The sequence below is a fragment of the Reichenbachiella ulvae genome, from assembly GCF_025833875.1.
Lineage (GTDB): Bacteria > Bacteroidota > Bacteroidia > Cytophagales > Cyclobacteriaceae > Reichenbachiella > Reichenbachiella ulvae.
The window spans coordinates 4,785,060-4,803,223 of the sequence record NZ_JAOYOD010000001.1; the positions used below are offsets into that span (position 1 = coordinate 4,785,060).

An 18,164-nucleotide genomic window follows, 5' to 3' on the forward strand; every position below is an offset into this window, starting at 1 on the left:
AACCCGTTAGGATTTTAGTTGTAGTTGTAGTGTTTTTTATACAGATTAACCAAACGAATAACCACCCCTACGTATGGCGAAAAAAGGCAGTAAAAAGAAGATTTTTGTATTAGACACCTCAGTTATTCTTTTCTCTCATGACGCAATCATGAATTTTGCTGAGCACGACGTAGGAATCCCAATTACTGTACTGGAAGAGCTGGACAATTTCAAAAAAGGAAATGATACGCTGAATTTTGAGGCGCGCGAATTCACCAGATTGCTTGATACACTGGCAGAGGGGCATATGCTTCAGGATTGGATTCCGCTCAATGGTAAAACCAAGGGTAAGTTGAAGGTATTGATGTATTCTGATACCAAAACGGACTTTGATGCAGAGCGGATTTTTGGTGAGAAAAAGAATGATCATAAGATCATCAACGCAGCACTGAAACTGCAGAAGGAAGAGCCAAACAAAAAGGTGATTCTGGTCTCTAAGGACATCAATCTAAGGCTCAAAGCCAAGTCTTTGGATTTGTCAGCCGAAGATTACGAAACAGGTAAGATCAAGAACGTCGAGTCTATGTCCTCTATGGGCAAGACCGAACTGAATCGGGTGGCGGCTACTACCATCGATGAGCTTTATAAAAAAGGATTTGTAGACGCTAAGAAGGCCTTGGGCAAATTGGAGCCCATCAAGAATTGCTATTACATACTGAAGAGCAGTAAGAATTCAGCTCTTTCCTTTTACGATCCTGTGACCTCTAGTGTGGGGCACGTAGAAAAGCGATCTGTATATGGAATCAAACCAAAAAATGCAGAGCAGGCATTTGCCATCCATGCGATGATGAATCCAGAAGTGAAGCTGGTGGCTATCACTGGAATCGCTGGTACAGGTAAGACGCTGATGGCCTTGGCATCAGCGCTACAACAGCGTAGGGACTTTAAACAGATCTATATTGCACGTCCTATTGTCCCACTGAGCAACAAGGATATTGGCTACCTACCAGGCAACATCAAATCCAAACTGAATCCTTACATGGAGCCACTTTGGGATAACCTAAAGTACATCCAGAATCAATGGAAGGAAACAGAAAAAGAACATAAGCAATTGACTGAAATGGTCAATCAGGAGAAAGTATTGATCACCCCGCTGGCATATATCCGCGGACGTAGTTTATCTAACATTTACTTTATCGTGGACGAGGCGCAGAATTTGACGCCTCACGAGGTAAAAACCATAATCACCCGAGCGGGAGAGAACTGTAAGATTGTGTTTACCGGCGATGTGAATCAGATCGATACGCCCTACCTGGACTCGCAGAGTAATGGTTTGTCGTATTTGGTAGACCGTCTACAGGGACAGTCTTTGTTTGCGCATGTGACCCTAGAGAAGGGCGAACGCTCCGAGTTGGCTAATTTGGCGAATGAGCTATTGTAAAGCTGGTCGTGTAAGAATAGCTATTCGCTTTGCACTGTAGGTTGGTCGTCTGAGTGGTTTCGGTCGTGTTGTCCCCTCTTTGAGGTAAGACAAATCCATTGTCACTTAAGTTTTGTTGGACTTCTGAATCAAGCAGATGCGAAGGCAAAAATGCCAACTGCAGCGTCAGAACCACCAATATGAAGGCAGCGAATAATTTTTTCATGAGTGATAACTTTTAGATGTCTAACTATTAGATACAAGTCACCCTGAAAAAGTTGCACGAAGGGTTAAATTTTTTTCTTAGCTCCCTTTTTCTATATCGAATCGAATGCTTTGACCGACGGGTAGGGCTTCTTTTGAGTAGATCAAAAGTTTAGATTCTGCAATTCCTGAATTCACGGATAGGTGATAGTGCATACCCATGAACAAGCATTGGCTGATTTTGCCTTCGTGAGTTCCCGAATCGGACAAAACAAAATGCTCAGGTCGAACCCCTTCTACGCTTCCATTGGTTTGGATATAATTGATTGGGCCCAAAAATTGAGCAGCATACGAGGATTTTGGGTTTTCGTAAAGCTCTTTTGGTGAGTCGATTTGGCTGATTTCTCCATTCTCAAGAATCATCACGCGATCAGCGATGGCCATGGCATCTACAGGATCGTGACTTACCAATATGACCGTCACCTCTGCTTTTTTTAAGATATCCACGATTTCACCCCGTATTTCAGTCTTCATATTGACGTCCAGATTGCTAAAAGGCTCGTCCATCAATAGTAGAAAGGGTTCGTCTGCCAGAGCCATGGCGATGGCTACACGCTGCTGCTGGCCTCCCGATAGCTCATGAGGAAATGATTTGGCTTTCTCAGTGAGCTTACAGAGTTCAAGTAGTTCTTGGATTCTGGCTTCACGGTCCTCGTCTGGATAGTAGGAGATCACCGAGGAGATGTTGTCCTTTACCGTTCTGAACCTCTCGAGTTTGAAATGTTGGGAAACGAAATTGATGAAATCATATCCTGGCACCAGGTTTTTGGCTGGGCCGGTGATCTCTTCATTGTCTACCATAATGGTGCCCTCGTCTGCATCTTCCAGCCCGCCGATCATCCGTAGCAGGGTGCTTTTGCCTGATCCGCTTTGACCTAAAATGCAGATAACCTCACCTTCGGGTATATCAAATGAAATGTTTTTGATAACCGCATTGTTGTCGAATGATTTGGAAATATTTTGGACCTGGACGAGACTGCTCATAAACAAGGCGAAATTAGTCCTAAATTTCTACTCAGTCCGAAGGATTGCTTTAATTTGAGCCGAACTTGTCAAATCAGTAGTCATATTGAATATGAGAATTGCCTTAACATTCCTTTTGGTATTGAGTGGGTCAGCATTGATGGCTCAAAAGAAATTGGTCTTTCAAAACGATCAGTTGGGAGAGACCATCGAAGTGAAAGAAGGGGATTACCTCAAACTGAGATACAAGGGGTATCTGGATCAGGAGGCGGAAGTAGAAAATTACGTGTCTGAGATTTCTGATATTGCTATTCATTACATCCAACCAACTAAAAAGGAAGGGCTAATGGATAATCGAACGATCATGCTTGGTGATATCACTGGTTTTAGACGCATGTCGAAAATGCGACCATTTTTAGTTCCTCTGACTAGCGTAGGAGTAGGGGTCGGGATATATTATACCATCAGTGCCAACAATTCATTGAACGAAACAGAGCAGCTGCTTTACTCATTGGGAGCGAGTATTGGCACCAGTTTGTTGATCAACCGGATATTTAAAACGGACATCAAGCTGAAAATGTCCGATGGATGGTATATCCGGGTAGTTTTAGCACAATAGAGCTAGAATCGAGTCATTGAGCTAATTTTTTGGTCTTAGTATTCGACTTTGCATTTATTGCTTTCAAAAAAAAAGGAACTATGAAAGCAAAACTCATCTATATCTTACTAGCCACGGTCCTATTTTCGTGCCAGCCACCTGCTTCATCTCTGAAGTCAAAGAAGGCCACTGTTAACCCTCTGATAGGTACTTGGGAACTTCAGAAAGGTACGATCATTAAAGGAGGAGATACGACAGTCACCGATTATACGAAGGGGCAGAGATTGATTAAAATCATCAACGAGTCGCACTTCGCCTTTTTGCGCCACGACCTGGAACAGGGCAAGGATAGTTCGACAGCTGTTTTTGTGGCTGGTGGAGGTAGCTACCAATTGGAGGGGGATGTCTATACCGAGCATTTGCAATTTTTGAACTATCGGGAATGGGAAGGAAATGATTTTGAATTTACCGTCAAGATCGATGGAGATACCTTGATACAAGAGGGGATAGAAAAAATTGAGGGCCTGGGAGTGGAGCAATACAATATTGAGCGCTACCTTCGCACTACTGAATAATTTGAATAAGTACATGAGGGAGATCAAGGAAGTGCCACTTTCTGTTGTATGGCAAATGCGCCACGAAATCATGTACCCTGATGAAGCTTTTGAAGTGGTGAAGTTAGATTCTGATCCGAAAGGCATCCATCTGGGTTTGTATGATGATGACAAATTGGTTTCTGTGATCTCCCTTTTTTTAGAATCAGGCCGTTTACAGTTTCGAAAATTCTGTACCAAACGTAGAGAGCAAGGCAAGGGATATGGTAGCTATTTGCTCAAGCATGTCTTCGAAACGTTCGCTCCACAATATCAGGCCAAGGCTATTTGGTGCAATGCCCGCACCACGGCAGTAGCCATCTATGAAAAATTCGGAATGCAGAAAACGCCACATGCCTATCAGAAATTCGGTTTCGATTTTGTGATCATGGAGAAGGCGCTATGAGACGAGTTCGATAGCAGCAGATTCTCGACTTATCCTTTTCTAAGCCTTCAGCGCTTCCGTTCTCTTCTTAAATGGAGATTTGAGTATATCAATGATGCCTTTGCCTTGCAACCCTGGCCCCTGGCTGTCAGCTCGCATGACTTTTTTAAGGAATTGCTCCAATGGGAATACGCACAGTGCTACCCCCACATCTATCCCGAAATCTACGACAGGAGAGCTCTGAATGCTCAGGTAATTGCCAGCAGCAGATTGTAAAAATTCAATCACCATTACAATGGTGAGGATTGTTAATCCCTCGGTGATGAGGACATTTTTGTATTTGGAAAATCTATTGAGGAATATGGATCCGATGACCAAAAGTGTCATCACGAAGATTTGAAGACCGTAAAACCACAAGGTTTGCCAATAGGGAGGATTGATGACGAAATGGATGTCATCCGACTCCTGAACATTGCCAAAAGAGTCTCTGGAGCGTACGCTCAAAACATAACTGCCTGGTTGGAGGTAAGGAAAATCAACTCTATTGTTGCTTCTCCATTTTGACCATTTGTTGTTAAGACCTTTGAGGCGATATTGATATTCTGCCTTCAATAGCCCGCGGTAGTCAGGCATTGACATTTCGAAGTGCAGGCTGTTTTCGTCATGTTCAAAACTCATGTGGTCTTCGATATTTACATCGCCATGGTTGTTAGTAACCTTCCGGAAAAACATTTTGTTCAATGCTACTAGAGAGTCGGCCACTGCAGGTACATATTGTAGTATCTCTTTCGAATCATTCAGTAGCCAAAGATGATTTCCATATTCGGAGATGTAATTCATGTTTGGAAATAGGCGGAACACGTCATGCTTCTTAATGGTTTTGTCCCGGTTGATTCTAAACCAATTCTCTCCGTTGTAGACCCAAATGATCCCATTTCTTTGCTGAAGATGTTTGACTGGATAGCCTATTTCATTGAGAAGAAGTGTGTCCTCAACTATCCGATTCATCTTGGTATTCAGATAGAAATAGCCCTGATTGTTGATCAGGTAAAGCTGCTTGTCGATGTAGGATATTTTGGCTTTGTCGACAAAGGGATTTTCGAATTCGTATTGTTTGAAGTCTTTGTTCTTTGAATCCAGATCATTGAATTCGTAGAGAGAACCTGCGGTTACGAACCAGGTCCGACCGCTGACATCATTCAGTGTGTTTAGTACCGTGTTGCCATGCAGGTCTATCTCGTCGGCAATTACCCAGATGTCATCAATTAGTTCATAAATTTTAACTTCATCGAAATAGGTGCCTATGATCAGTCGGTCATTTTTGCGCTCTCTTTCTATTAGCCTAACAGGCTCATGGATCACCAATTCCCCCACTCCTTCATTGATTTCATAGACTCCGTTGGTCCCTGCACCGAGTAGTTTGCCCTTATAAACTACAAATTTTGCAATCTTAGAATGTACCCCCTCTACAGGTTTGAAAAGGTATTTAGAATGAATAAACTCCTTTCGGATGCGTTTCTCATATTGCTTTTTGTTGGACTTTTGGATGTGTTGTGGGTTGGTGAATTTTTCTTCTTTTTTGATTTTGAAAAGCCCAAATAGTTTTTTCTTTTTCTTTTCAGGTTCCGGTTCTGCTTTTGGCTTAGGCTTGGAGGCTGTTTTCTTTTCTACATAGTAAACGGTGTTTTTGAATACATCCTCTTTATCCAGGTAATAGATGCCTTCGCTAGTAGCTGCATAGAGGGTTCTGTTGTGAAAATACACCTCCGATAAATTACCATGTAGCCCTTGGAAATTTGAGAAACTACGGAATGGTATACTGACTTCCATTCTGCTCAATCCATATTCGTGAGCTATCCATAGCCCTTCTTCCTGATCTGCCCCAATAGTGAATATTTGATTGTCGGGTAGACCTTTGCTTTGGTTAATGATCTCTTTTATCTCCGAATTTTTGTTGTCATAAAGAATGCAACCATCCTCGAGCGTACTCAAGGCAAAATAGCGATCATTTACCCATTTTCCGTCATTTACGAATGACTCGTGTTCCTCCAGAAATTCTGAAATTTTACATTCGTAGAACTTGGGTTTTCGATAGATGAATGTGCGATTGTCTGTAGTGCCCGCGATGTATTTGTCTTCAGTGGGATGTTTGTCGAAAAATAGAAATTTAGCCCCTTCGGGTGGACTCCAATCCAAAAAGGCCAGCGAATCATCTTGATATTGATAGAGGGTGTCGTGGGTCTGGATCAGGATTTGATCGTAGACTTCAAACATATTGGTGAAGTAGTCCTCAGTGTTTTTCAGATGAAACAAATAGGATTTGTTCTGAAAAGTGTGGTAGCGAGTGATATTGTTTTCGCTAAGAAAGTAAATAGATGAATCCTTGTACAAAGTCTTGTTATAAAGACCATGGTCATGCTTGTCGGGATTCAATGAGATGAACTGCAGTTGATTGTCTTTGTAGTCGATTTTTCCAAAGTCACCGACACAGCCTACGTACAATTTGTCATTGGGATCAAAAGTCACCGACAAGGCACTACTGGGAGTGGAGATATAATCCCATTTGAATCCATCATAAAACAATACGCCAGATCGATTCGCAATACAGAGTTGCCCTTTACTGTTGGAGGTAATATCGAAATTAAGGTTATCGAGACCTTCTATGGTCAAGGAGTGATGAGTGAGGAAAAGGTCACCTTGCTGAGCAGTTGACTTTAGATGAAGACTCAAACAAAGGAATAAGCTAATAATCAGGCGGTGCATAAATTCGGAATCGAAATATTATGGTATTAGATCAACTCGAAAGATAATAAGAACTTAGCAGCACATCTATTTTCATATGGCGAAAAATACTTTTCTTTGTGCGATCAACTACTGTTGCGACATAGATGAGCGCATTTATTTCATAATGGTAAGAGATTCACTCGCTATTGGATACATTGAACCTAAGTTTCGCCATTCGAATTGCGCCGAATGACTGATAAAATATTGCTCCGCTAGGAGTAGACATAACTTAAAACTATGATTGCATACAATCCCAAAAGGTGGCTGGTATTTAATTTCTACAGTCGATTTGTATTTAGAAGGCTACTGCCCATGCTTATTGGTATGGCTGCCTTTACCGTGGTGTTAGAATATTTTGTACTTGATTTTTTTCAGCTACATTATCCCGGTATCCTAAGTTTTCATTCCATACTGGGGATTTTCCTGGGGTTATTTCTGGTGCTCAGAACTAACACTGCTTACGACAGATGGTGGGAAGGACGAAAACTTTGGGGCCAGCTGGTAAACGATACTCGTAACCTAGCCATCAAAATAAATAATACTACTGATGATCCTGAAACGATCGCTTTCTTCAAGGAAATGATTCCAAACATAACCTTGGCTATGAAGGAGCATCTGAGAGACAGCCGGATTATAGGTGAGATGGAGGTCAGCGATGAAAAGCTGAAGCAAGCAATCATTGATAGCAATCACAGACCCAACTACATCAACAAATTGCTTTATAAGAAAATAAGGGAGATGAAAAATGCTGGGGTTTTGACTGATTTCGAATACTTCATGATGGACAAAGAGTTGAAAGGCTTTACGGATATCATTGGGGCCTGTGAGCGGATTCATACTACCCCTATTCCGTACTCTTATAGTATGTTTATCAAGAAGTTCATCTTCTTCTATATTTTCACTTTGCCATTCGGTTTGGTATGGCAGTTTGGGTACTGGACTACTTTGATCGTATTGCCGGTTTATTACTTTTTGTTGAGTCTGGAATTGATATCAGAAGAAATCGAAGATCCTTTTGGTAAGGATATCAACGATTTGCCTTTGGACAACCTGACCACTAAAATCAAAGCCAGCGTACACGAAATATTCGATAGTTAGGCAGAAGCAGATTTTAAGATAAGAGCCGAACAACCTTGTGTTTTTCGGCTCTTATTATTTTCTGTCTTTATCTCTTCCTCGGCCACCACCTCTCAACATCATTCTTTTTACTCCTGCATCAAAAGCTTCATACTGTTCGGGTCTACAGATGGACCTGAGTTGAGTAAAGTGGGCAAAAGCCATACTGTCCAATTCAGCCTGCAATTGTCCGGTTTTTTGGATTTGGCTGCTTAGATTATAATTTTCATTACCCAGATTATCGAATAGTTCTTTTCTCAATTGATGCATCTCCCCCCATTTGCCATGTAATTCTTGCTGGTGTTCCCTTTTGAATTTTAAAAATTCCGTAACCTGATCGTCATCAAGACCAATTTTCTTTTTTAGGATATTCTGAATGAACCATTCCTCTCCTCTGGGGACTTTTGGATCATTAAAACCCGGCTTACCCACTAAAAACCAAATGCACACCAGGTTGCAAAGTACCAGTGCAATGATGATGAAATTTTTGAGCTGACTATATTTTTGACTGTTCATATGCTATTCAAATTCATAAATACTCGTTTGATCCCAATTGTAGCTGCCTGCTATTTGTTCTGTTGAGTCAATGGCTTTGTCTTCCTGATTTTCATTCCAGGCATAATATAGACCAAAGCTATTGAGGAAAATGATACAAGCGGCTGCAGCATATTGCCAGGGCGTCAAACGGATCTCTCTTTTCTGACGCTTTTTTGCCAGCACTTTTTCATAGAGACCTTTTGGTACTGCTGCCTGCTCCGTGGGCAGGGCATTGATCATGTCATCCAAGTTGTACTTTTTCATTTCTTTCATTTAAAAGTGCGACTTTATTTTTCAAATTCTTTTTTGCTCTGAACATCAGAGATTCTACTGCCGATAGTGTGGTTTCCATCACTTCAGCCATTTCCTCATAGCTCAGTCCATCCAGATGGTGAAGTGTGAAGGCCAATCTTTGATTTTCTGGCAATTGCTGGATCAGTTGATGCAGCAATTTGACTTTGTCCTCCCCCTCCTCTATGGATGAATCAGTCTGTGTCAGAAAATCATTGTCACTGTCTATGCTTACCAAAAACCCAAATCGCTTTTTCCTCTTAGACTTTCGGATATGTTCGAGTGCTTTGTTGCAGGTCATTCGATATATCCAGGTTTTCAGAGAGGATTCCATTTTGAAACTTTCGATCTTGTTACTGATATCAACGAATACCTCTTGCGTAATATCCTCTGCATCTTCCTGATTTTGGACCAAATTCAATGTGGTATTGTATACCATACCAGCATAGCTATCAAAGAGCGCTTTGAAGGCTTGTTCGTCATGCTGGATGACCAGTCGTACCAATTGTGATTCTTCCAATATTATTGAATAAGGAAAATTATCGGGGGCTTCCCCCCGATAAAATTAATCTTCTTATCGTCCTCTTTTGAAATTTCCTCGACCCTTTTCGGATTTCATTTGATCAAATCTCAATTTTTGACTCTCATCTAGTTCAGACCTGATATCTAATTGGCAAAGCGTGCGATTGAGCATCAAGGTCTCTCTGGCATCACTGATTTGTGCTACTGTCGATTCGATCTCCTTTTTGTCAGGGCTATCAGTTGTGGTTAGCGTTTGAAGCCTGGCCTGAAGTTCATTCACCTCATTTCTCAGCGGTTGATTCTTCTTGGCATAAGTGAGATGGATGTCTTCGATCTTTTGCTGCTGCACTTCTGACAAATCCAATCGATAAGCCATTCTCTCTATCGGTGTACCCATTCTGTTTGTTTTCAAACCTCCTCTAGGGCCATTGGCTTGCCCGGGGCATTGTGCCCATGCACTTCCAGATACTAATAGTATCGCCAGTGCAGTGATGATCATTTTATTTTTCATGACGGATAATGTTTAATTATAAATATACCCCTTTAGATGACGGTGAAAAACAAAACTTGCGCTGATCAATAGAAAAAAGGCAGCCTATTACACGGATGCAAAATATACCCATATTTAGGTATAGGGGAGGGCTGTAAAAGTGTATTCTTTTGGATAAACTAAAAATCAATAAACCAAATGAAAAAAAATATTCAAATTCATATGCTTATTTTGCATATTAAATCACCTTGTTTCTTGCAACGAGAAAATTGATGCTATTGAAACAGAACAGCACAATATGGAACTTCCATTTTCCAAACATATTGCCTTGTCTGATCAGCACGGGAATGAAATGGAATTTGATCTTATGGCTGAAAGTCAAGAGATACTAGATAGTTATTCTGAGGAAAATTTCAAATTTGATGGTGACCCATAGTGATTTGTTGGAGATTGAAGCAGATACCTCTATACTGTCTTCCCAATTAGAAAATGACACTAGTGATGAGGAGTGGGATGATGGAAATAATATTAATCTAAGCTATGAAAACATGGTTTACATCTTGAAGGATGGCTTTGTGGGTTATTCTTTAACGGATGATTCTACAGCTCCTGAATTTATTAATGACAGGGGGTACAGTTGGCTCTATAAGGCTCCTACATATGATGATTATTGTGCTGTAAGAAACAATAGATGCTGTTGGAAAATTGAGGCAGACTGGTTGTACACTAATGGGTACTATAATTATTGTTATTCGCCTGATGGCTATCAATTAAAAAGTGTCGATATATATGGTGGGGGAATCACCCCTTTTTGGGGGCAAGTAGGTTCATACCAGTTGCACATGAAAGTAAAATATAGATTGGCCAGTCATAAATCACTCATTTACACAAATGAATTTTAATATTAGATAGTGTTGATTGAATCGAAATCACCAAGTGCCCCAATGACCATCTCTGGATTCTTGCGGCGCTTTACATATCTTCTCATTTTCCTCTTATGTTTATCTGTACAGGAGGCCTACAGTCAATACACAGTGAGTGGGTTTGTTGTTGATTCATTGAATAATCAAGCGCTTCCTTCTGCCTGGCTGGGTAATGAACGCCAAGGGCATGTTAGCACAAATGATTATGGATATTTTAGTATCAATAGCCCCGAAGGGGAGTTAAACTTGACTGTTTCGTTTCTGGGGTATAAAAAAAAGAAAATAAGCCTCCATGTCGAGTCAAATATGACTTTGAACATCAAGATGTCTCCCCACAGTAATGAATTGAAAGAGGTAGTGGTGATAGGTGCCTCATCCAATTTTGGAAAGAATAGCCTTGAGTCGAACATCATTAATATTGAACAAATCAAACAAATGCCCTATATGTTTGGAGAAGTGGACCTGATTAAATCGATACAGTTTCAGCCCGGTGTAAAAACAATCGGAGAAGGCACTAGTAGTATGTATATCAGAGGTGGGTCAAGTGATCAAAATTTGATAATGATCAATGACATGCCGCTTTATAATATTTCGCACATGATGGGGCTGGTGTCAGTATTTAACCCAGACGCTATTCAAAGCATTAGATTTTATAAGTCCGCAGCACCTGCCAACTATGCGGGTCGTATATCTGGGATTCTTGATGTTAGGCAACATGAGGGTAATTTTAATTTTCATGAAATAAAAGGAGGGCTAAGCTTACTAGGGCTAAGGGCAAGTGCTCAAGGACCTTTGATAAAAGGTGCAAAAACCGCTTATTTTTTATCCACCAGGGCAAGTTGGATCAATTGGTTTGTTGAACCGGAACAAGAATTCATACCAGGATATGTAGATATAAACATCGGACTCACGCACATTATTGATGAAAAAAGCCGGATTCAATTGTATTCTTATGCTGGGAGAGATTGGGTGGAGAGTGATATGGGGTTTGATAATCAATGGGGGAACACAGCAGTAAACTTAAAGTACCAAAGAGTACTAAAGCCTAAATTGTTCTCTGACTTTTCTCTCATCGGGTCGTCTTATTCTAATACTTATCAGACAGAGGACTCCATCCGACATGTTTTTTGGAAAACGGGTGTTAGCGACCTTTCCTTCAAGGCAAACGTAGAGTACAGTCATACCAATTCCAATAGTATTTCGGTAGGGCTTGCTTCAACTATTCATGATTTCACCCCTGGCGAAAGCCAATCTAAGAACACCAGTATCCCATCTTCAAATGCTGTCGAGCTAGGTACTTATATTCAATGCCAATGGGCATGGTTGGACAGGTATTTTGTTTCAGCGGGTCTGCATTGGTCCTGTTTTGCAAATTATGGTCAAGCGACATGGTATGATAGTTCAAATGGAAGAGTTCGCGAAAATGAAAGGGGAATTTACCACTATAACAATTACTTACAGCCGAGGCTGTCCGTTTCCATGAAAATGGGCAAAAAGAACCTGGTGTCAGCTAGATGTGGCAGAATGGCTCAAAATGTGATGGTTCTTGACAATTCGCAGCTTGGGTACACATCACTAGAGTCCTGGTTTCCTTCCAATCCCAATATAAAGCCAATGGTCGCAAACAATTTTTCCGTTTCTTGGGGACACACTTTGTTAGAGCGTTTTACTTTAGAGCTGGCCTCTTACTACAAAAGAGTCGAGAACCAACCTGATTTTGTTGATAAGGCTCAATTGATCGGCAACCCAAATGCGGAGCTCGAAATTAGGCAAGGCTCAAGTATCTCCTATGGTATCGAAACATCAATTTCGAAAGAAGTGGGAATACTCTTTGGAGATATTTCATACACCTGGTCCAGAAGTATAAACCATATTCCGTCCCTGCAATCAGAAAAGTATCCATCCAACTTTGATATGCCGCATGAGATAAAAGTCAACCTTGGGTTGAAGGCATCGAGTAGCTGGCAATTTTCACTCTACTGGATTTATAGTACAGGTCGGCCTTTTACACCCCCGGTGTCTTATATGATTATCGAGGGAAGGGGGATTCCTGTTTACGCCGAAAAAAATACGGGTCGGTTCCCTAATTATCACAGGCTAGATGTGTCCGCCAAATGGCTGCCGAAAAGTAAGGACGAGAGGTTTAGACAATCCATCGCCCTGAGTGTATATAACCTCTATGCCAGGAGCAATCCTATGAGCTATAATTTCACATTTACTGGGTTTTATGGACAAGAACCACAGCCTAGTATTTCTCAATATGCGATGACTTCTTTCTTTCCCAATATTACTTATGAATTTTCGTTTTAGTCTTTTGTTTGCCTTTACTACTTTTTTGATGAGTGCTTGTTCATTGACCGAAGTGCCTTTGGAGGAGTTCAATTTTAATGATGGGATTTCCACAGAGATAGTTGTATATGGTGGCGTTACGTCTCTGGATTCTTCACAAGTTGTCATACTCAAGACACCTGGGACATGGGGTGGAGTCGAGGGCAATAAGCCGATAAGTGATGCTGAGATTGTGGTTTCGGATGGTGTGAAAACATATCAATACGATGAATCAAAAGATACTGAAGAAAAGGGAGTATATTATAGCAAAATGCCTTTTAAGGGGGAAATTGGGGCGACTTATTCTATTAGGATAGACTGGAACGACAGGGTGTATACGGGACAAGACAGAATGAAGGGTTTTGAGGCAGAACTCCCCCCGTTGCCCATCACTCAGGTGTTAAGCGAAAGAGGTTTTATCGGGTTAGAAATGTTTAGGCATAGCTTCGGCTATGATGACCCTATAAAGTTGAAGATTGGGCTACTTGATTCTGTTACCAATACCACTTTGGGCTTACCTATATTATCTTTCTTTACTTCTAGAATGTACGATTTCTATCTTCATGATTTCTTTCCTATGGAAGGTTTATACAACTCTGAAGTGAACATACATCCACTATGGGGACGACCGCATGAAAAATATGTCGTGTACTACATGTCTATGTCTGATTCCTACTATGATTTCGTCTATGAAATGCTGAGCGAATCTGATTGGTCTGCTGGTATATTGAAATCTAACCCCGGAAATATTTCAACCAATTTGAGTAGTGGTGCACGGGGATATTTTTTTGCCACTTATATCTCTGCGGATACAGTAAACATGATGGACTACTCCAAATAGATATGAGAGAATGGCAACTGCTTTTCATTACTAACCTAATGGTAAACCTGTTGGCAGCTAATTGTTATGCTCAATATGGCTATAATGAATTTTTGTTGCCTTACGACCATAAGCAGTGGCAGTACGAAGAGGCCATTGGTTTAATGGATGCGTAGAAATTAACCGCCGGAGGAAAAAGTTATTATGGACATGATATTGTTGTAGCCATAATTGATAAAGGTGTAAAACTTGATCATGAAGATCTCTATGACAATATTTGGAATAACACTGGGGAAACGCCAAATAATGGGGATTATGGCTATTTTTCTGGGACTTCTGCAGCTGCTGCTTATGTGACCGGGACAATCGCTTTGCTATTTTTAATACCGTCAAATAATTTTTTCGACTTAATTTTAAAAAATCCAGCAAAATCCGCATTGCAGGTAAAAAAGGCTATCCTTAATAACAAAAGTATGTTCGAGAGTTTTGCGCCAGGACAGGACTCTATTTCTAGGTTAAACGTGTCTGAATCGTTGTTCTCACTATGTTCAGAGCTTAGAGAAATGAATCTTATTGAAGTGTTGCAGGCAAAATCAAAGCTTGTGTCGGTTTATCCAAATCCTTTTCAAGATATGATTGCTATTACATTAGAAAGTCAACTTGTAGAGAAATTGTATATCGATTCCTTCACTATGGAAGGAGTAAAAGTAATGGGTAGTACTAAAATAATTTCACGGTCAGGACTACAGACCATAAGGGTTGTGACAAGTACACTGTCTGGTGGAATCTATATTTTGAGAATTTCATCTAGTACGTATAGCACTACCCAATTGATCATAAAAAAATAACACAACATAGAATCGTCTATCTCATCAGCAGAGAAGTATCCCCATAGCTCAGGAATCGATAGTCGTTTTGCAGTGCTTGTTCATACACCTTCTTCCAGTCCTCACCTATAAACGCCGCTACCAACAAGACCAGCGTAGAGCCCGGCATGTGAAAGTTGGTAAAAAGTCCTTCCACTACTTTGAAGTCATAGCCGGGGTAAATGTAGATTTCTGTTTCTCCTTTCAGTGTGCTGATTTTTTCATCTTCCATCTTTTGAAGAATGGCCTCCATGGCAGTTTGCAGGGAGATTCCTTGTAGCTCCTCGAGGTAGGCTGTGTCTTTTTGAATCGAAAATTGTGCTTTAGCGTTTTGGGCTAACATAGCACCATACCAATAGGTGCTTTCCAATGTCCTCATGGCCGTGGTGCCTACTGCCAGCACAGGTCCTTTGCTGCCCAGGATATTTTCTATGTTGTGACGATGGATGATGATGCGCTCATTGTGCATATCATGTGCCTTGAAGTCTTCTGTTTTGATCGGTCGAAAAGTACCAGCACTGACATGAAGTGTTACTCTGTCGATTTTACAGCCTTGAGATTCAATTTTTGTTAAGATCTCATCGGTGAAATGCAGTCCGGCAGTAGGAGCAGCTACGGCTCCTTCCTTTTCAGAAAATACGGTTTGATATCGACTTTTGTCTTCTTCAGTTTCTTCTCTGTTGAGGTAGGGGGGCAAAGGAACATGACCAGCTGATTCTACTATGGTCAGGAATTCATCGGCAGTATCCCAGCTGAACTCCACCAGTCCATGCGATCGGTCAATCAATTTGGCCTCTAGTTTGATATTGTTGAGTTTCAGCGAAATGGTGGTTCCATCTTTCCATTTTTTCAGGTTTCCGATCATACATTTCCAGGTACAGGTTTTTTGCGCCTTCAGTGCATTTTGAAATTCGGTGTATGGAGAGACGGGTTCGGTAAGAAATACCTCTATTTTAGCTCCTGTCTCTTTTTGGAAGAATAATTGCGCGGCTATGACCTTGGTGTTGTTGAGAAACAGAGTGGCATCCTCTGGGATGAAATCAGTTACATTTTTGAAGCTATCGTGTCGAATATTCTGATTTTGATAGATCAAAATTTTAGAATCGTCGCGATTTTCTAAGGGATGCTTGGCGATTTTTTCTTCTGGCAAGTCGAAAAGATAATGGGCCAGTGCGGAATTTTCTTTGATCATATCTAGATGTAGTTCGACCTCAAAATTCTTGTTTTCTTGGCATAATTTGATGGTAAAGTCCAATTTTCTTATGTAATTAGTGGCACTTATGGGTTTCAAACTTGAATTTGCTTTACACACCCTGGAATTTAAATTCGATGCAGGTACTTCGCGCGGGGTTCTCAAAACCAAGGATGCGTGGATTCTGAAGTTAACCCACACCAAAATGCCTGATTTGGTAGGCTATGGGGAGGTGAGTACAATTGATCGCCTAAGCCATGATTATCAATTGGATTTCAAGGTAGAATTAGAATTGCTCGCCGAAGAAATAAGGGGAAGTAGACTCCCAGAATCATCGGAGCAGGTTTATAAGTTGGTTCAAAATCTGGTAGATGAACAAAAGCCGGCCATACGCTTCGGACTGGAAACGGCACTGTTAGATTTGATCAATGGAGGGGGATTCCAGATTTTTAAAAATGATTTTTTTCAGAAGGAACGACGTATCCCGATCAATGGCTTGATCTGGATGGGTGAAGAAAAATTCATGCTGGATCAAATCGATGAAAAACTCAAAAAAGGCTTCAAATGTCTGAAGATGAAGATTGGGGCGATTGATTTTGAGACGGAGTTGAAGATATTGGGCTCTATTCGTGAAAAGTTTTCAGCTGATGAACTGACTCTTCGTGTAGATGCCAATGGTGCATTCCGAACGCAGGATGTGCTGCTGAAGCTTGATCAGCTAGCACAATTTGATTTGCACTCTATCGAGCAGCCCATCATGCCTCGGCAGTATCATGCGATGCAGTTGACATGCAAGCGATCTCCAGTGCCAGTTGCCTTGGACGAAGAATTGATCGGAGTATTTGACAAAAAGGAAAAGCGAAAATTACTCTCAGGTATCAATCCTCCTTATATCATTTTGAAGCCTTCTCTTCTTGGCGGGTTCCATGCTACTAAGGAATGGATTGATTTGGCAGAGGAGTTGAAAATTGGCTGGTGGATTACTTCAGCGCTAGAGAGTAACATTGGCTTAAATGCTATCTGTCAGTTTACTGCCGAGTATCAGAATTTGCCTCATCAGGGGCTAGGCACGGGTCAACTTTATACCAACAATTTTTATTCTCCACTCACAATAGATGGTGAGGAGATTTACTATCATGAGAACTTCTCCTGGGACCTTTCTGCCTTGAAATTCATCAAGTAGTCTACAAAAGGACCTAACTGGTCGAAAAAGGTGGAATCACGAAACCTTTTGCTTCACTTTTACTTTTAAATAATCGCGAATCAAGATTCGTTATTACACTTTTCAAAATTGTCAAAATAAGTTTTTGCTGGACTCGGCGGCTTCTTCGGCTAAGAGTTCAGCATTTTTTTTGCCCAAATAGCGATCGATGATGGCATGGCCCAGGTAGATGAATGGGGTCATCAGAATGGCAATAATGAATTTGTAGATATAATTGACAATGCCGATGGCGATCACTTGCTCGAATGGCCAGTTGCCCCAGACATAAAAGGCAATGAACAGCACCACGAAACTGTCGATGAACTGAGAAACGAGCGTACTACCCGTGGCTCTGAGCCATATTTTGCCTGAGCCTGTGATTCTACGGAGTTTTTGAAAAACGAATACATCTAGCAATTGGGCTATGAGAAAAGCGACCAGAGACCCGATGATTATCCCCAGCCCTTGCTGAAAGATCAGCTTGTAGGCAAAATCAATATTGAAAGGATTGCCTTGATTGTCCTGGTTGTTGAAGTCCAGCCAAAAATCTGCTGGCGGTAGTAGAGTGATCACATAGATCATCAAAAAAGCTACACTGATCAATCCTGCAGTTAGGAAACTGATCTTTTTGACCCCTTTCTTTCCAAAGTACTCATTGATGATATCTGTAGTGATGAAGACCACGGGCCAGAGAATAACTCCAGCTGTGAGATCAAAATTGAGGACGAAATCTCCAAAGGTGTTGATCTGCGCGGGCGCTGTACCCAATAGCTTCTCCAATGAGAATATTTTTATTCCTAGGATTTCTGCCAGCAGGGCATTCATGATGAACAGACCACCGAGAATTAGGAACAGATTGTTTTTCTTTTCTTGGTATGCGGTTTCTTTCATG

The 18,164-nt window shown here is 41.1% G+C and carries 21 protein-coding genes; 12 read left to right on the top strand and 9 right to left on the bottom strand.

Annotated elements, in window-relative coordinates; translation table 11 throughout:
• Positions 1-73: 73 nt before the first annotated feature.
• A complete protein-coding gene (locus N7U62_RS19600; protein ID WP_264139785.1) occupies positions 74-1,420 on the top strand; it encodes a PhoH family protein in 1,347 nt (448 codons plus the stop codon).
• On the opposite strand, the gene N7U62_RS19605 is transcribed toward N7U62_RS19600, so the two are convergent.
• Both N7U62_RS19605 and N7U62_RS19610 read right to left on the bottom strand, forming a co-directional pair.
• Positions 1,395-1,625, bottom strand: a complete 231-nt coding sequence (locus N7U62_RS19605) for a hypothetical protein (RefSeq protein WP_264139786.1) — start codon at positions 1,623-1,625, stop codon at positions 1,395-1,397. The genes N7U62_RS19600 and N7U62_RS19605 overlap by 26 nt on opposite strands.
• A gap of 77 nt (positions 1,626-1,702) precedes the next feature.
• Positions 1,703-2,647, bottom strand: a complete 945-nt coding sequence (locus N7U62_RS19610; protein WP_264139787.1) for an ABC transporter ATP-binding protein — start codon at positions 2,645-2,647, stop codon at positions 1,703-1,705.
• 91 nt (positions 2,648-2,738) lie between these two features.
• Between N7U62_RS19610 and N7U62_RS19615 the strand changes: the two genes are divergently transcribed.
• The 3 genes from N7U62_RS19615 (at position 2,739) to N7U62_RS19625 (ending at position 4,223) form a co-directional block, all read left to right on the top strand.
• The gene (locus tag N7U62_RS19615) at positions 2,739-3,245 is read left to right on the top strand and encodes a hypothetical protein (protein ID WP_264139788.1); all 507 of its coding nucleotides are present in this window, start codon (positions 2,739-2,741) and stop codon (positions 3,243-3,245) included.
• A gap of 80 nt (positions 3,246-3,325) precedes the next feature.
• The gene (locus tag N7U62_RS19620; RefSeq protein WP_264139789.1) at positions 3,326-3,799 is read left to right on the top strand and encodes a hypothetical protein; all 474 of its coding nucleotides are present in this window, start codon (positions 3,326-3,328) and stop codon (positions 3,797-3,799) included.
• A gap of 13 nt (positions 3,800-3,812) precedes the next feature.
• A complete protein-coding gene (locus N7U62_RS19625; RefSeq protein ID WP_264139790.1) occupies positions 3,813-4,223 on the top strand; it encodes a GNAT family N-acetyltransferase in 411 nt (136 codons plus the stop codon).
• Between the two features lie 39 nt (positions 4,224-4,262).
• Here the strand turns inward: N7U62_RS19625 and N7U62_RS19630 are convergent, their stop codons facing one another.
• Entirely contained in the window at positions 4,263-6,965 is a 2,703-nt protein-coding gene (locus N7U62_RS19630; RefSeq protein ID WP_264139791.1) for a triple tyrosine motif-containing protein, read from the bottom strand.
• Between the two features lie 258 nt (positions 6,966-7,223).
• Between N7U62_RS19630 and N7U62_RS19635 the strand changes: the two genes are divergently transcribed.
• Entirely contained in the window at positions 7,224-8,084 is an 861-nt protein-coding gene (locus N7U62_RS19635) for a bestrophin family protein (protein ID WP_264139792.1), read from the top strand.
• Positions 8,085-8,138: 54 nt separating this feature from the next.
• Here N7U62_RS19635 and N7U62_RS19640 read toward each other — a convergent pair whose 3' ends face one another.
• From N7U62_RS19640 to N7U62_RS19655, 4 genes are read right to left on the bottom strand one after another with little or no spacing between them, the layout of a single operon-like run.
• Positions 8,139-8,618, bottom strand: coding sequence for a periplasmic heavy metal sensor (locus N7U62_RS19640; protein WP_264139793.1), 480 nt, complete (start codon positions 8,616-8,618; stop codon positions 8,139-8,141).
• A 3-nt stretch (positions 8,619-8,621) separates the two neighbouring features.
• The gene (locus N7U62_RS19645; RefSeq protein WP_264139794.1) at positions 8,622-8,903 is read right to left on the bottom strand and encodes a hypothetical protein; all 282 of its coding nucleotides are present in this window, start codon (positions 8,901-8,903) and stop codon (positions 8,622-8,624) included.
• The gene (locus tag N7U62_RS19650) at positions 8,881-9,450 is read right to left on the bottom strand and encodes an RNA polymerase sigma factor (RefSeq protein WP_264139795.1); all 570 of its coding nucleotides are present in this window, start codon (positions 9,448-9,450) and stop codon (positions 8,881-8,883) included. Before N7U62_RS19650 ends, N7U62_RS19645 begins: the two co-directional genes overlap by 23 nt.
• A gap of 54 nt (positions 9,451-9,504) precedes the next feature.
• Positions 9,505-9,963 (bottom strand): Spy/CpxP family protein refolding chaperone, encoded by a 459-nt coding sequence (locus N7U62_RS19655; RefSeq protein ID WP_264139796.1) that lies wholly within the window; start codon positions 9,961-9,963, stop codon positions 9,505-9,507.
• Between the two features lie 277 nt (positions 9,964-10,240).
• Between N7U62_RS19655 and N7U62_RS19660 the strand changes: the two genes are divergently transcribed.
• From N7U62_RS19660 to N7U62_RS23300, 6 genes are all read left to right on the top strand, one after another.
• Positions 10,241-10,378 (top strand): hypothetical protein, encoded by a 138-nt coding sequence (locus N7U62_RS19660; protein ID WP_264139797.1) that lies wholly within the window; start codon positions 10,241-10,243, stop codon positions 10,376-10,378.
• Positions 10,365-10,844: a hypothetical protein gene (locus N7U62_RS19665; protein ID WP_264139798.1), complete on the top strand. Its 480-nt coding sequence runs from the start codon at positions 10,365-10,367 to the stop codon at positions 10,842-10,844. The genes N7U62_RS19660 and N7U62_RS19665 overlap by 14 nt, the downstream gene beginning before the upstream one ends.
• A 42-nt stretch (positions 10,845-10,886) precedes the next feature.
• Positions 10,887-13,175 (top strand): TonB-dependent receptor, encoded by a 2,289-nt coding sequence (locus N7U62_RS19670; protein ID WP_264139799.1) that lies wholly within the window; start codon positions 10,887-10,889, stop codon positions 13,173-13,175.
• Positions 13,159-14,034, top strand: coding sequence for a DUF4249 family protein (locus tag N7U62_RS19675; protein WP_264139800.1), 876 nt, complete (start codon positions 13,159-13,161; stop codon positions 14,032-14,034). The genes N7U62_RS19670 and N7U62_RS19675 overlap by 17 nt, the downstream gene beginning before the upstream one ends.
• 2 nt (positions 14,035-14,036) lie before the next feature.
• A complete protein-coding gene (locus N7U62_RS19680; RefSeq protein ID WP_264139801.1) occupies positions 14,037-14,189 on the top strand; it encodes a hypothetical protein in 153 nt (50 codons plus the stop codon).
• Between the two features lie 99 nt (positions 14,190-14,288).
• Positions 14,289-14,861, top strand: coding sequence for a T9SS type A sorting domain-containing protein (locus tag N7U62_RS23300; RefSeq protein WP_404818041.1), 573 nt, complete (start codon positions 14,289-14,291; stop codon positions 14,859-14,861).
• A gap of 16 nt (positions 14,862-14,877) precedes the next feature.
• Here the strand turns inward: N7U62_RS23300 and N7U62_RS19685 are convergent, their stop codons facing one another.
• Positions 14,878-16,071 carry an S-adenosylmethionine:tRNA ribosyltransferase-isomerase gene (locus N7U62_RS19685; protein WP_264139802.1) on the bottom strand — a complete coding sequence of 398 codons (1,194 nt, stop codon included), beginning with the start codon at positions 16,069-16,071 and terminating at the stop codon, positions 14,878-14,880.
• Between the two features lie 88 nt (positions 16,072-16,159).
• On the opposite strand from N7U62_RS19685, the gene N7U62_RS19690 reads away from it, so the two are divergent.
• On the top strand, positions 16,160-17,254 hold the full coding sequence (locus tag N7U62_RS19690) for an o-succinylbenzoate synthase (RefSeq protein WP_264139803.1): 1,095 nt from the start codon (positions 16,160-16,162) through the stop codon (positions 17,252-17,254).
• Between the two features lie 111 nt (positions 17,255-17,365).
• On the opposite strand, the gene N7U62_RS19695 is transcribed toward N7U62_RS19690, so the two are convergent.
• On the bottom strand, positions 17,366-18,163 hold the full coding sequence (locus N7U62_RS19695; RefSeq protein WP_264139804.1) for a queuosine precursor transporter: 798 nt from the start codon (positions 18,161-18,163) through the stop codon (positions 17,366-17,368).
• Between the last annotated feature and the right edge of the window lies 1 nt (position 18,164).